The following is a 13,505-nucleotide window of genomic DNA, read 5'->3' on the forward strand; positions in this document are numbered from 1 at the left end:
GAAAACATTTCGCTCAGCATGTATGCCGCCTGTTGTTTCCCGCCGATCCGGCGCATTTAAGTCATCACACCTGATCCTGCTCTTGATTCGGCGGCACAACGCATGATCTAAGGGCAGACTTCGTTTCCGGTCCGCGCCGTGGCACGCGGACACGATTTACGCCTGACAAGAGATTTCATGACCGTTGTTATCGTAGAAAGCCCGGCCAAGGCCAAGACCATCAACAAGTATCTCGGCAAGGGTTTCACCGTTCTGGCCAGTTTTGGCCATATCCGCGACCTGCCCTCGAAAGACGGATCCGTGAAACCGGACGACGACTTCGCCATGACCTGGGAAGTCGATCCGAAGTCGGCCAAGCGCATGAGCGACATCGCCGAGGCGGTCAAGACCTCGGACCGCGTTATCCTGGCCACCGACCCGGATCGCGAGGGCGAGGCCATCTCGTGGCACGTGCTGGAAGTCCTGAACAAGAAAAAGGGCCTGATGAAGGACAAGCAGGTCCAGCGGGTCACCTTCAACGCCATTACCCAGTCCGCGGTCCAGACCGCCATGGCCGCGCCGCGCGATATCGACATGGAACTGGTCGATGCCTATCTCGCCCGCCGTGCGCTCGATTATCTCGTCGGCTTCACCCTGTCGCCTGTGTTGTGGCGCAAGCTGCCGGGCGCCCGCTCGGCCGGGCGTGTGCAGTCCGTGGCGCTGAAGATCGTCGTCGACCGCGAAATCGAGATCGAGAAATTCAAGACCGAGGAATACTGGACGGTAGATGCCGAGGTTTCGGCCAATTCGCCGCCGTTCCAGGCCCGCCTGTTCACCCTGAACGGCAAGCGCCTGGGCAAGTTCGATCTACCGAATGAAACGGACGCCCATGCGGCGCGTGATCTGGTAAAGCGTTCGTCCTTCACCGTCACCGAGGTCGAGCAGAAGCCCGGCAAGAAGTCGCCGCCACCACCCTTTACCACCTCAACCCTGCAGCAGGAAGCCGCCCGCAAGCTCGGCTTCTCGGCCACCCGCACCATGCAGACGGCGCAGAGGCTCTATGAAGGCGTCGATATCGGCGGCGAGACGGTCGGTCTCATCACCTATATGCGGACTGATGGCGTCTATGTCGAACCGGCGGCCATCAACGACATGCGCAAGCTGATCGGCGAGCGTTTCGGTGCGGCATACGTGCCGGAAGCGCCGCGTCACTACAAGGCCAAGGCCAAGAACGCTCAGGAAGCGCACGAAGCCATTCGTCCGACCTCCGTCTTCCGCCGTCCGGAAACCCTGCGCCTCGAAGGCGACCAGGCGCGCCTCTACGAACTCATCTGGAAGCGCACCATGGCTTCGCAGATGGAGCAGGCCCGCGTCGAAAACACCACGATCAACCTGTTCACCGCCGACAAGCAGACCTCCTTGCGCGCCACAGGCCAGGTCGTGACCTTCGATGGCTTCATGGCCGTCTATGAAGAAGGCCGCGACGATACCGACGATGAGGACGGCGGCCGCCTGCCGGCCGTGTCATCGGGTACCCTCGCCGACATCCACTCCTCCAAGGCCGACCAGCATTTTACCGAGCCGCCCCCGCGCTATTCGGAAGCCACCCTGGTCAAGAAACTGGAAGAACTCGGCATCGGCCGCCCTTCCACCTATGCCTCCATCCTGGGCGTGCTGCGCGACCGCGCCTATGTCCGCATGGACAAGAACCGCTTCATCCCGGAAGACAAGGGCCGCCTGGTCACCGCCTTCCTCGATCAGTTCTTCCACCGCTATGTGCAATACGATTTCACGGCCGATCTGGAAGAAAAGCTCGACCTCGTCTCGGCCGGCGAGCTGGACTACAAGAAGCTGCTGGCCGATTTCTGGAAGGATTTCCACGCCGCCGCCGAGGGCATGACCGAGCTGCGTACCACGCAGGTGCTCGACGCCCTGAACGAATCGCTGGGGCCGCTGATCTTCCCCGACAAGGGCGATGGCACCAACCCGCGCGCCTGCCCGGTGTGCGGCAATGGCCAGCTCAGCCTCAAGACCTCGCGTTTCGGCGCCTTTATCGGCTGCTCCAACTATCCCGAATGCAAGTTCACGCGCCCGGTCGGCTCGCCTGACGCCGAAGGCGCGGAAAACGGCGCCTCGGGCGACCGCGAACTCGGCGTCGATCCGGAAACCGGCAAGACCGTGGCCCTCAAGATGGGCCGGTTCGGACCCTATGTGCAGCTGGGCGAGGCCGAATCGAAGGAAGATAAGCCACCGCGTTCCAGCCTGCCCAAGGCCTGGCCGGCGGCCTCCATCGATCTCGAACGGGCGCTGAAGCTGCTCAGCCTGCCACGCACGGTCGGCATCCACCCGGAAGACAAGACGCCGATCAAGGCGGGCCTGGGCCGCTTCGGACCGTTCGTTGAAACCGGCGGCACCTATGCCAATCTGTCGAACTTCGACGAGATTTTCGAGGTCGGCCTCAATCGCGCCGTCGACCTGATCGCCGAAAAACGCGCCGGCGGTGGCGGCAAGGGACGTGGTGCCGCCGCAGCCCCGCTGAAAGAGCTCGGCACATTCGGCGAAGGCGGCGACAAGATTTCGGTCATGGCCGGGCGCTATGGCCCGTACATCAAGTGCGGCAAGGTCAATGCCACCCTGCCCAAGGAGATGACGCCGGAGACCGTGACCCTGGAGCAGGCCATCGAGCTGATTAATGCCAAGGGCGGCCCCTCCACCAAGGCCAAGAAGGCCCCGGCGAAGAAGGCGGCTACAACTAAAAAGCCAGCCGCCAAAAAAGCACCGGCAAAGAAAACCGCCGCTAAAAAGACGACCAAGACGGCCCAAGATGCATAAAGAAAAGCCCCGCCTTACCAGCGGGGTTTTTCTTATTAAAGTACTTTGCGGAAAGTCAGATTATAGCGATGGCCGCCGATCGCGTGATGCCCGGCCTTCAGGGTCAACACGCCGTGGAAGGCCTTGCGTGCCGGGCCGCCCCAGACCACGACATCGCCATGATGCAGGCCGATCTTCTCCACCGGGTCCGACCGTTTCAGGCCACCGAACTGAAAGGTCGCCGGCAGGCCCAGCGACACCGACACGATCGGCGCTGAATAATCGCCTTCATTGATATCCTGGTGCAGCCCCATCTTCGCGCCCGGCTCATAGCGATTGATCAGGCAGCCATCGGGCAGGAACTCAAAGCCCGCCACCCTGGCCGCCCGCTCCGCCAGGTCCACAAAGACCGGCGGCAGGTCCGGCCAGTCCCGGCCACTCAGCGGATCGACCGGGCTATAGCGATAGCCGCGCGTATCCGCCACCCAGCCGGTCCCGGCATTGGTCATGGCCACCGACATCCGGCCGCCCCCCGGCACGCTCATATGGCGAAACGGCGCCACAGCCGCTATGGCGTCGATTGCCGCCACCAGGGCCACGTCATCCGCCCGCGCGAAACCGCGCAGGATCGCCACGCCGTCTCGCGCGAAGCTTTCACCAAAGAGATCAGGCTGCGTCATGAAAAATGATGCCAAGCGTGTGCCGCCGCCCTGAGCGCACGCGCGAGACGCCGTGACGCATAGTGACGCGGTAGCTGCCGCGCGTGCCGCTTACCGGGCGCTGCGAAACGGCAAAGATCACCGCGTCGCCCTGCTGCAGCGGCACCACCGACGGCACCGACTGCATACGCGGCCGCTGTTCGGTCAGGACAAACTCGCCGCCGGTAAAATCCTCCTCCGGCCGCGACAGCAGCACCGCCACCTGCAACGGAAAAACATGCTCGCCGTAAAGGTCTTGATGGAGGCAGTTGTAATCGTCCATGCCATATTGCAGCAGGAGCGGAGTTGGGCGTGTCTGCCCGGCGGCATGGCAACGGACCAGGAACTCGGCATGATCCGCCGGAAAACGCGTCTCCAGCCCCATGCGTTCATGCCAGCGGTTGGCCACCGGCACCAGTTGCGGATAGAGCCGCGTCCGCAGCTCTGCTACCGGATCCGGCAGGGGATAGGCGAAATACTTGTACTCGCCACGCCCGAAGCCATGCCGCGCCATATGCACCTGGCTGCGGAACAGCGGCTGGTCATAGAGCGCCGCCAAGGCCCGGCAGGTGTCCGGCGCGATCAACTCCGGCAGGACGGCGAAACCGCGCGCGTCGAGATCGCGGCCAATGTCCTGCCATTCGTCGAACACCGTATCGGCGAAGAGGTCCGCCTCATACATGACCGCCCTCCTGCAACAGCAGGGCGCGCTTGCGTTCCACGCCCCAGCGGTAACCGGACAGCGCTCCATCCGTCCGCACCACGCGGTGGCAGGGAATGGCCACAGCCAGGGCATTGGCGGCGCAGGCGCCCGCCACGGCACGCACGGCGGCGGGCGAGCCGATCGCCTCGGCCACCTCGGCATAGGACCGCGTTTCACCCGTCGGAATAGCGCGCAGGGCCTGCCATACCCGCTGCTGGAAGACCGTACCGCGAATATCCAGCGGCAGGTCGAGCGCCTGTCCGCGATCGATCAGGCCGATCACCCGCGCCACCGTCTGCTCAAAGGCCTCATCGGCGCCGATCAGGTTGGCCTTTGGAAAACGATCCTGCAGGTCATGGGCCAGGGCCTCAGCGTCATCGCCCAGCGTGATGGCGCAGAGGCCCCTGTCCGACTGCGCCACCAGCACCGCCCCCAGCGAACACTGGCCGATGGCAAATCGGATATCACCGGCGCCTCCCGTCTGAAACGCTTTCGGCGTCATGCCCAGTATAGCATCCGAACGCTCATAGAAGCGGCTGGAGGAGCCATAGCCGGCGTCATAGAGCGCCGCCGTCACCGCCTCGCCGGTGGCCAGCCCCTCGCGCACCCGTTTCGTCCGGTGCGCCTCAGCATAGGCCTTCGGCGTCAGGCCGGTGACGGACTTGAACAGGCGATGGAAATGGTGCGGCGAAAGGCCTGCCCGCGCCGCCATCTCATCCAGGCCGAGCGCCTCGTCCGCGTCTTCGATAAAGCGACAGACATCGGCGATCAGCGCCGCCTGCTGAGCCTGCTGGCTGTCGCCGCGCGGCCGGCAGCGCTTGCACGGGCGAAAACCCGCCGCTTCGGCCTCGGCGCAGGTGGCGTAAAAGTCGACATTTTCCGGTTTCGGCAGGCGCGAGGCGCAGGTGGGCCGGCAATAGACGCCGGTCGTCCTGACGCTGTAGAAAAAGTCACCGGCGACACGGTGCGTGAGGGTGTCCCAGCGCGGATCGAGCGTCACCGATGTGGCGGTATCTGGCATGAGGTCGAGCATAGCATTTTCCTTTCCGAAAGGCGTGTGAATTCCGCTTTACACGCAAAGCCGCCGCCAAAAACTCCGCCTCTTGCTGTGTAATTCGCGCAATCATCCGAAATCCGAATCGTCCCATTGCTTTCCACATCGATTTTTTGCTTAAATTTAACGCACCAGACATAGAGATCGCCTTATTCGCGATCCGCGTGCGTTTCCATCCGAGGGGCCTGTCATTTCTGCCGTCACTACCCGTTTTGCCCAGTCGCTGCGTCCGATCCTGATCGGCCTCGGCCTGTTGGCGGCAAATGTCCAGGCCCAGGAAACGTCACAAGACGCAACTCAGCAAACGGCGAAAGACACGACCCCGGTCGAGGTGCCACCGGTAAAACCGGCGCAGGAAGAGGCTCCGCCCCTGCCCGATAACCCGCAGGACGCGCCTATCATCAGCGATGATGACTTCAACGCCGCCCTACCACCGATAGAGGAAACGAACGCCCCGCCGGCCGAGGCCACTCCGGACACGGCCGCTTCATCGGTGACCGCACCTGAACCGGCCACCGAAGCCGGCGCTGCAACCGCATCCGATGCCCTGCCCGAGGTCACCGCCACCGACGATCCGGAACTGGATGCCGCCCTGCCCGCGCTCGAAGGCTATGATGTCCAGCCCACTCAGACCGCCGCGGCCGAACCCGAGCAGCCGGAAATCCGTTACGCCACCGTGGTCGATGGCCTGCGCGATATCCATCTGAACGATGAGTTCAAACCGCTGTCCGCCCTGATGAACGGCAAGGGCAAGGCGGCCAATGTCGCTCAGGTCCGTGCCCGCGCCACCGAGGACGAGGCTCTGATCCTGCGGTTGCTGAAGTCCCAGGGCTATTACGATGGCACGGTGACGACCAGCCTGACCCAGCCGAGCGAAACCAATGGCCAGGTCCAGGCCCATATCGTCGTCGTGCCCGGCCCGGCTTATCACTTCGGCCTGATCACCGCCGATTCCCAGCCCACCCTGCCGCCAGACCTGATCCGCAACGCCCTGAAAATTCAGCCCGGCGAGCAGATCGTGGCCACCAATGTGCTGGCGGCGGAGGCCAATGTCAGTGTGGTCCTGCAGCAGACGGGCTATCCGTTCGTCAAGGTCGGTGACCGCGATATCCTGCTCGACAGCACCAAGCTGACCGGCGACTACACCCTGAAGGTCGATACCGGTCACCGCTCGCGGTTCGGCGGCTTCAAGTCCGATGGCAAGGAAGCCTTCAGCGCCGGTCACGTCGCGGTCCTGACCCGTTTCGACAAGGGCGATGTCTATGACAACCGCAAGGTCGATGACCTGCGCGAGGCCCTGGTGTCGACCGGCCTGTTCCGCTCGGTGTCGGTCGAGCCGGTCGAAACAAATACCTTTGCCGATGACGGTTCGGAATATGTCGACCTGCTCGTTCACCAGCTGCGCGGCCCCTATCAGACCATTTCCGGCGAATTCGGCTACAATACCGGCGAAGGCGTCACCGCCACGACCTCCTGGCAGAACCGCAACCTGTTCCCGCCTGAAGGCGCCCTGATCATCACGGCGAACCTCGGCACCCAGGAACAGGGCCTGACCACCACCTTCCGGCGGTCAAACGCCAAAAAGCGCGACCGCACCTTCCAGCTCGCCGCCGGCGCCACCCACAATATCTATGACAGCTACGAGGCCTATACGACCAGCGTGTCCGGCTCCATCGCGCGGTCATCGTCCACCCTGTGGCAGAAAGTCTGGACCTGGTCCTACGGCTTCGAAATCGCCGCCTCGAAGGAAGCCACCGACGGCGTGACCGATTTCGACGATGACGCCGACAACTACTATATCGCCGCCCTGCCGACAAAGCTGGCCTATGATCGTTCGGACAGCCTGCTCAACCCGGCTACCGGCTTTCGTGCCAGCGCCGAGGTAACACCGCTGATCTCGATGTCCGGCGGCGGCTCCAGCATTCGCACCGTCATCGACGCCAGCTACTATTATCCGGTTACCGGCAATTCCGTCCTGGCCGCCCGCACGCGCATCGGCGCCATCTATGGCGGCGAACTGGATAAGATACCGCCCTCCCGCCGCCTCTATGCCGGCGGCGGCGGCTCGGTACGCGGCTACAGTTACCAGCAGCTCGGCCCGAAGGATTCGAGCGGCGACGCCACCGGGGGCTTAAGCCTCTTCGAAGCCTCGGTCGAATATCGCTATCGCTTCGGCAATATCGGTATCGTGCCCTTTATCGATATCGGCCAGTCCTATGCCTCAACCACCCCGTCCTTCTCAGACTTGCGCGTCGGCGCCGGCATCGGGGCGCGACTCTACACCAATTTCGGACCGATCCGCATCGATGTCGCCACCCCCATCAACCGTGACAAGACCAACAGCGAGCCGCAGATCACGCTCTATGTCGGCATAGGCCAGGCCTTCTAGTATGGCGCGCAGACCCAAAAATCCCAAGCCACCTGTCGCGCCGAAAACGCCGGAAGCCACACCGGAAGCCCTGCCACAGCCCGCGCCCGCACATGAAGACGATCTGTCCCTGAAGGACCGCGTGGAAACAGCCACCGAGGAGGTGGTCGAGACCGTCAAGGCGCGCACCGGCTTTGACCTGCGCCGCATCAACTGGCTGCGGGTGTCGCGCAATATCACCCTGTTCGTCGTCGGCCTCGCCGTATTGCTGGTGGCGGCGCTTGCCGCGCTCAATACCGCGCCGGGGCGCCGTCTGCTGGTCGAATTCGCCACCGGCATCAAGCTCAATTCCGGCCTGCAGATCGAAATCCGTGAAATCGACGGCTCGCTCTATGGCGACATGACCCTGCATGACGTCAGAATCAAGGACCTGAAGGGCGTCTTCATCCAGAGCCCGCTGCTGCATCTCGACTGGCGGCCCTTCGGCTATCTCAACCGCCACATCGACATCCGCGACTTCTCCAGCCCGCGCATCGAGGTCCTGCGCCAGCCGGTACTCAACCCCGATAACAGCCCCAAGAGCAACGGCCCGCTGCTGCCAGACCTCTATATCGACCTCAACCGCCTGAAGGTCGATGCCCTGGTGCTCGATGCGCCCGTCATGGGAGAAGCCCATACCCTCGCCTTCGATGGCCAGGCGCATTTGCGTCATAAGCGTCTGAAGGTCGAAGCCACCGCGGTCAGCGAAAAGGACGACCGTGCCAAGATCCTGATCGATGCCGCGCCCGACCGGAACCAGCTCGATATCAGCGCCGATCTCAACGCGCCGGCCAATGGCGTGGCCGCCAAGCTAATCGGCTTCGACAAGGCCTTTACCGCCAGGATCGGGGGCGCCGGCACCTGGAAGCAGTGGAACGGCCGCGCTATCGCCGATTTCGGCTCCGACAATCTGCTGAACCTGAATATCACCGCCCAAAGCGGCACCTTCCATATCGCCGGTGCCACCCATCCGGACCTGATCCTGGGCGGCGACACGGCCATTCTCTTCAAGCCGGCCGTGACGATCGACCTGACCTCGAAAATGAAGGACCGCGTCTTCGACAATGTGCTGGCTCTCTATACCGACGCCTTGCGCATAGATGCCAAGGGTACGCTTGATCTCGGCAAGAACCGTTTCCACCAGTTGGAACTGCACGCCCGCCTGCTGAAACCCGATGTGCTCGGGAAAGATTTCACCGCCTCGGACCTGCGCGCCGATCTGATTGTCGATGGCGATTTTGAAAAGCCACGCATCGATTATGATCTGGCAGCCAAACGCTTTGACTTATCTACCGGAAAGGATGGGGCCGGTATCAAGCTCGATGGCTTCACGGCGAAAGGCAAGAGCCGCGTCACCGATGGCGGCGTCATCGTGCCCATCAACGCGCAGCTGACCTCCCTGACCGGCATTGCCGCCCAGGTCGATCCCCTGCTGACGCACCTGAAGCTCGATGGTGAGGTGCGCCTCGATGACGGCAAGCTGACCAGCAATACGATCCGCGTCAGTTCCGATCGCCTCAAGGCCACCGGCAGCCTCAGCGGCAATCTGAAAGACAATCTGATCGCCGCCAAGGTGAAGGCCAGCCTGAACAATTACGACATCGATGGCGTTGGCACGGTCAATGTCTCGACGGTCGCCGATCTCAAGCTGAACAAGGGTAAATTCAGCGTGGCCGGCACGGCCGATGCCCAGACCACCAAGCTCAGCGACAGCCTGAAGGGCTTCCTCGGTGGCAATGCCAAACTCAGCGGCGCCTATGCCTATACCGAGCAGGGCGTGGTGGCCTTGCGTAGTCTCAGCGGCAAGTCGCCCGATTTCACCCTGACCAGCGCAGAGGGTTCGCTGGCACCCAATGGCGCGATCTCGCTGAACGCCAAGGCCAGTTCAGCCCAGTATGGCGCACTCGATGCCACGGCGTCCGGAACGCTCGATCATCCCAACGCCATCCTCCATGCCGCCAATCCCGACCTCGGCGTCAAGATGGTCGATGTCACGGCCAGGCTTTCCAGCACGCCGGAAGGCTTTGCCCTGCTGGCCGATGGCGGCAGCGCCTACGGCCCCTTCTCGGCCGATGCCCTGGTAATGACCTCTGGCTCGCCGCTGCGTATCGATATCCACAAGGCGACCTTCGCCGGAATCGACGCCGCGGGCCTGCTGACCCAGGATACCGCCGGCCCCTTCACCGGTTCGCTGGCGATCAGCGGTTCCGGCCTTAAGGGCACGGCCCTGCTTTCTGTGCAGGGCGGCGATCAGGCGGTGGCGGTCAATGCCACCGGCAACAGCGTTACCCTTCCCGGCGATCTGAAGCTCTATGTCGGCCGCACCCTCCTGACCGCCAATATCGTGCTGCACGACCAGATGTCGCTGAACGCCGATGTCCAGATGGCCGATATGCGCTACCAGGATTTCGTGCTGGCCACCGGCCGCGCCAGGATTCAGATGACTGGCGAACACGGCACCATCCAGGCCGTCGCCACCGGCAAGAAGGACGTGCCGTTCAATCTCGCCGTCAATGGCACCATCGCGCCCGATACCTATAGCTTCGCGGCGCAAGGCGCGGCGAATGCCATTGCTTTCCGGCTCAACCACCCGGCCGTCATCCGCAAGAGCGGCGCCGACTGGGTGCTCCAGCCGGTCAAGGTGGTGATGGATCAGGGCAATATCGATCTTTCCGGCCGTTTCGGTGAAAACACCAGGGTGCAGGTCCGCCTCAACACGCTCGATCTCAGCCTGGCCAACATGGTGCAAAAGGATCTGGGCCTGACCGGCACGGCCGATGGCGCCATCGATTTCACCCAAACAGGCAACGGTTTCCCGACCGCCCGCGCCAACCTGAAGATCAGCCATTTCTCGCGCGCCAGCGCCGCCGTGGTCTCGACCCCGGTCGATATCGCGCTCGATGCCCAGCTCAATCCTGACCGCAGCCCCACCAACAACTATGTCCATGCCATCATAAGGCAGGGCATGGGCGTGATCGGCCGCGCCCAGATCGCGCTGTCGCCGGCCAGTGGCGGTGACTGGATCGCCGATATCAATAGCGGCGGCGTCAGCGGCGGCGTGCGCTATAATGGCCCCGCCGGCGTGCCCTTCTCGCTGGCGGGTCTGCCGCGCCAGCAGCTGTCGGGCGCCGTGGCCCTGGCGGCGGATATCTCAGGCCAGCTCAATGCCCCGCGCCTCAACGGTGTGGTCAAGGCCACCAGCCTGACCTATGACAATGAAAGCATCGGCACGCGCATCACCGCCATCGCGCTCGATGGCCGCTTCACCAATGACCGCCTGGAACTGACCAGCTTTACCGGCCGCGCCGGCGAAGGCACGGTCAAGGGCAATGGCTGGGTCAGTCTGGCCGCCGCCCAGAAGTTCCCCATGCAGATCCATGTCGAGATGACCAATGCCCGGCTGGCGCGCAGCGATGCGATCAATTCCACCATCTCCGGTACGATCGATGTCACCAACAGCGAGGCCGACGGCGGCCTGGTCAAAGGCGACCTGCGCCTGCCGCAGCTCAAATATACCATTGCCAAGCAGGCCGCAGCCGAGGTCACCGTGCTCGATGGCGTCCGCCGCAAGGGCGACGATGACACCACGCAATCCGCCGTGGCCCTACCCGCCTTCTGGAAGCTCGATATCAGTGCCCGCGCCGACAACCAGATATTCGTTTCGGGTATGGGCCTGGAATCGGAATGGTCGGCGCGCCTGCGCGTCACCGGCACGACGAAAGACCCCCGTCTGGTCGGCGAAATGAAGGTGGTGCGCGGCACCTACACCTTCGCCGGTCGCTCCTTCGATATCGACAGCGGCACTATCACCTTCGACGGCGGACCGGTGACCGATCCCGAAATCTCCCTGACCGCCAGCGCCGATGTGCAGGACATCACCGGTACCATCAAGGTCAGCGGTTCGGCCGAACGGCCCGATATTGCCTTCAGTTCGTCCCCCTCCCTGCCGCAGGATGAAATCCTGTCGCGGCTGCTGTTCGGCGAGAGCGTGGCCAATATCTCCCCGACCGAGGCCTTGCAGCTGGCCTCGGCGGTCAATGGCCTGAATGGTGGCACCGACTATCTCAATCCGCTAGGGGCCCTGCGCTCGGCCACCGGCATCGACCGCCTGCGCATGGTCAGCGCCGATACCTCCACCGGCCGCGGCACCTCCGTGGCGGCGGGCAAGTACATAACCAATAATGTCTATGTCGAGTTCGTCACCGACGCCAAGGGCTTTACCGCCACCCAGCTTGAGGTCGCCCTGTCGCGGTCGTTGAGCATCCTCTCCACCACCGGCAATGCCGGCACCGGAGCCAGCGTCCGTTTCTCAAAGGACTACTGATGTTGCGGATACTGGGACGTGTTTCGTCATTGAATGTCCGCAAGGTGCTGTGGACCTGCGATGAACTGGGGCTGGCTTACGAACGCGAGGATTACGGTATCGGCTTTGCTCCGGTCGATACGCCGTCTTTCCTGACCCTCAACCCCAACGCCCAGGTGCCAGTTCTGATCGAGGACGATTTCGTGCTCTGGGAGTCCAATGCCATTTGCCGCTATCTTGCGACAGGCAGCCCGCTGCTCCCGGAAAACCGGCAGTCCCGCGCGTTCGTCGAACAATGGATGGACTGGCAGGCCACCGAGTTGAACCCGGCCTGGCGTTATGCCTTCCTTGGCCTGCACTGGCGTTATCCCGATTATCAGGATTCCGAACGGATCGAAGCCAGCATCAGAGCTTGGAATGACAAGATGGCCTTGCTGGACGTGCAACTGGCCAGGACCGATGCCTGGGTGACCGGCGATACATTCACTCTGGCGGATATCGTTCTGGGAATTTCAGCAAACCGCTGGCTGCGCACGCCGATACCAAGGCCCGACCTGCCCGCCGTGAGTGATTGGCACAGCCGCCTGTGCCAAAGGAAGGCCTTCTTGACCTATGGACCGAACGGGACCGTCTAAAAAGGCTATTTTCCCTAGGTTTGTGCCAAATCCGCCAGAAAGGCATCTATGGCGCTCAGGGCCTCCGGCTCGTCCAGCATCGGCGCATGACCGCGATTGGCCACGGTCACGGCGCGCATACCGGGATGCGTTTCCATCATCCGGCCGAAGGTCTCTTCCGACAGCAGGTCCGACAGCCCGCCGCGCACCCCCAACACCGGAATGACCTTCAGGGTCTCCCAGATGCCCCACATATCGGGCGGCGCCACGACCGGTCCATCGGGATCGAAGGCGCCGGAAATGCCCGGATCGTAGGATGACAGCGGGATGCCTGCCGCATCGACATGGTAGGTACGCCTCGCGAAAGCCAGCCAGTCCGCGTCGCTATAGTCCGGAAAGGCCACGTCATTGGTCTGTTTCGCCCGCGCCGCCGCATCAGCCCAGGAGCGAATCGGCGGCGACTTGCCGACATAGGACTTGATGCGCTCCAGGCCCTTTACATCGATCTCCGGCCCGACATCGTTGATCACCATGCCGATCACCGCCTGCGGCGCGATCATGCCCATGATCATCGCCATGATCCCGCCCATGGAGGTGCCGATCAGGGCCGCCCGCGCAATGCCCAGATCCCCCATCAGCTTGAACATGTCCTGCACATAGAGCGCCGGCGTATAGTTGGCGGGCTCCGTATCCCAGCCCGACTTGCCGCGCCCGCGCTGATCGACGGCGATCACCCGGTAACGCTCGGCCAGGTGCGGGGCGATGACCTCGAAATCCGCGGAATTACGCGACAGGCCGTGCATGCAGATGACCGGCATACCGCTCCCGCCATAATCCCGGGCATAGAGCTTTACCCGCAGGTCGTGGCTGTCATAATAGAAATCGGAATAGCTGGCCAAGGGACGCTCCTGTCGATCGGCCGCAAGCTAGACCATT

The 13,505-nt window shown here is 63.2% G+C and carries 8 protein-coding genes; 4 read left to right on the forward strand and 4 right to left on the reverse strand.

The genetic code is table 11. The features are described 5' to 3' along the window. Positions 1 to 177 precede the first annotated feature (177 nt). The gene (gene topA / locus QM647_RS16115; protein ID WP_414996571.1) at positions 178 to 2,811 is read left to right on the forward strand and encodes a type I DNA topoisomerase; all 2,634 of its coding nucleotides are present in this window, start codon (positions 178 to 180) and stop codon (positions 2,809 to 2,811) included. 35 nt (positions 2,812 to 2,846) lie between these two features. On the opposite strand, the gene alkB is transcribed toward topA, so the two are convergent. The 3 genes from alkB to ada are packed head-to-tail and all read right to left on the reverse strand — an operon-like array spanning position 2,847 to position 5,224. Then, complete coding sequence (alkB, locus tag QM647_RS16120) at positions 2,847 to 3,470, reverse strand: DNA oxidative demethylase AlkB (RefSeq protein WP_414996572.1); 624 nt, start codon at positions 3,468 to 3,470, stop codon at positions 2,847 to 2,849. After that, positions 3,457 to 4,170, reverse strand: a complete 714-nt coding sequence (locus tag QM647_RS16125; protein WP_414996573.1) for a 2OG-Fe(II) oxygenase — start codon at positions 4,168 to 4,170, stop codon at positions 3,457 to 3,459. The genes alkB and QM647_RS16125 overlap by 14 nt, the downstream gene beginning before the upstream one ends. Beyond that, positions 4,163 to 5,224, reverse strand: coding sequence for a bifunctional DNA-binding transcriptional regulator/O6-methylguanine-DNA methyltransferase Ada (gene ada, locus QM647_RS16130; protein ID WP_414996574.1), 1,062 nt, complete (start codon positions 5,222 to 5,224; stop codon positions 4,163 to 4,165). Before ada ends, QM647_RS16125 begins: the two co-directional genes overlap by 8 nt. A 274-nt stretch (positions 5,225 to 5,498) precedes the next feature. Here ada and QM647_RS16135 point away from each other — a divergent pair, with 274 nt between their 5' ends. Genes QM647_RS16135 through QM647_RS16145 form a run of 3 tightly spaced genes read left to right on the forward strand, consistent with a single transcriptional unit; the run spans position 5,499 to position 12,590 of the window. Further along, positions 5,499 to 7,634: a BamA/TamA family outer membrane protein gene (locus QM647_RS16135; protein WP_414996575.1), complete on the forward strand. Its 2,136-nt coding sequence runs from the start codon at positions 5,499 to 5,501 to the stop codon at positions 7,632 to 7,634. 1 nt (position 7,635) lies between these two features. Next, complete coding sequence (locus QM647_RS16140; protein WP_414996576.1) at positions 7,636 to 11,976, forward strand: translocation/assembly module TamB domain-containing protein; 4,341 nt, start codon at positions 7,636 to 7,638, stop codon at positions 11,974 to 11,976. Next, entirely contained in the window at positions 11,976 to 12,590 is a 615-nt protein-coding gene (locus tag QM647_RS16145) for a glutathione S-transferase family protein (RefSeq protein ID WP_414996577.1), read from the forward strand. Before QM647_RS16140 ends, QM647_RS16145 begins: the two co-directional genes overlap by 1 nt. Before the next feature lie 14 nt (positions 12,591 to 12,604). On the opposite strand, the gene QM647_RS16150 is transcribed toward QM647_RS16145, so the two are convergent. After that, complete coding sequence (locus QM647_RS16150; RefSeq protein ID WP_414996578.1) at positions 12,605 to 13,468, reverse strand: alpha/beta fold hydrolase; 864 nt, start codon at positions 13,466 to 13,468, stop codon at positions 12,605 to 12,607. Positions 13,469 to 13,505: the final 37 nt, after the last annotated feature.

Source organism: Asticcacaulis sp. (assembly GCF_047605585.1).
In the GTDB taxonomy this organism is placed as follows: domain Bacteria; phylum Pseudomonadota; class Alphaproteobacteria; order Caulobacterales; family Caulobacteraceae; genus Asticcacaulis.

Bases quoted from the DNA above. Each gene is read 5' to 3' on its own strand.
- topA (WP_414996571.1), top strand. From the start codon at position 178: ATGACCGTTGTTATCGTAGAAAGCCCGGCCAAGGCCAAGACCATCAAC.
- alkB (WP_414996572.1), bottom strand. From the start codon at position 3,470: ATGACGCAGCCTGATCTCTTTGGTGAAAGCTTCGCGCGAGACGGCGTG.
- QM647_RS16125 (WP_414996573.1), bottom strand. From the start codon at position 4,170: ATGTATGAGGCGGACCTCTTCGCCGATACGGTGTTCGACGAATGGCAG.
- ada (WP_414996574.1), bottom strand. From the start codon at position 5,224: ATGCTCGACCTCATGCCAGATACCGCCACATCGGTGACGCTCGATCCG.
- QM647_RS16140 (WP_414996576.1), top strand. From the start codon at position 7,636: ATGGCGCGCAGACCCAAAAATCCCAAGCCACCTGTCGCGCCGAAAACG.
- QM647_RS16145 (WP_414996577.1), top strand. From the start codon at position 11,976: ATGTTGCGGATACTGGGACGTGTTTCGTCATTGAATGTCCGCAAGGTG.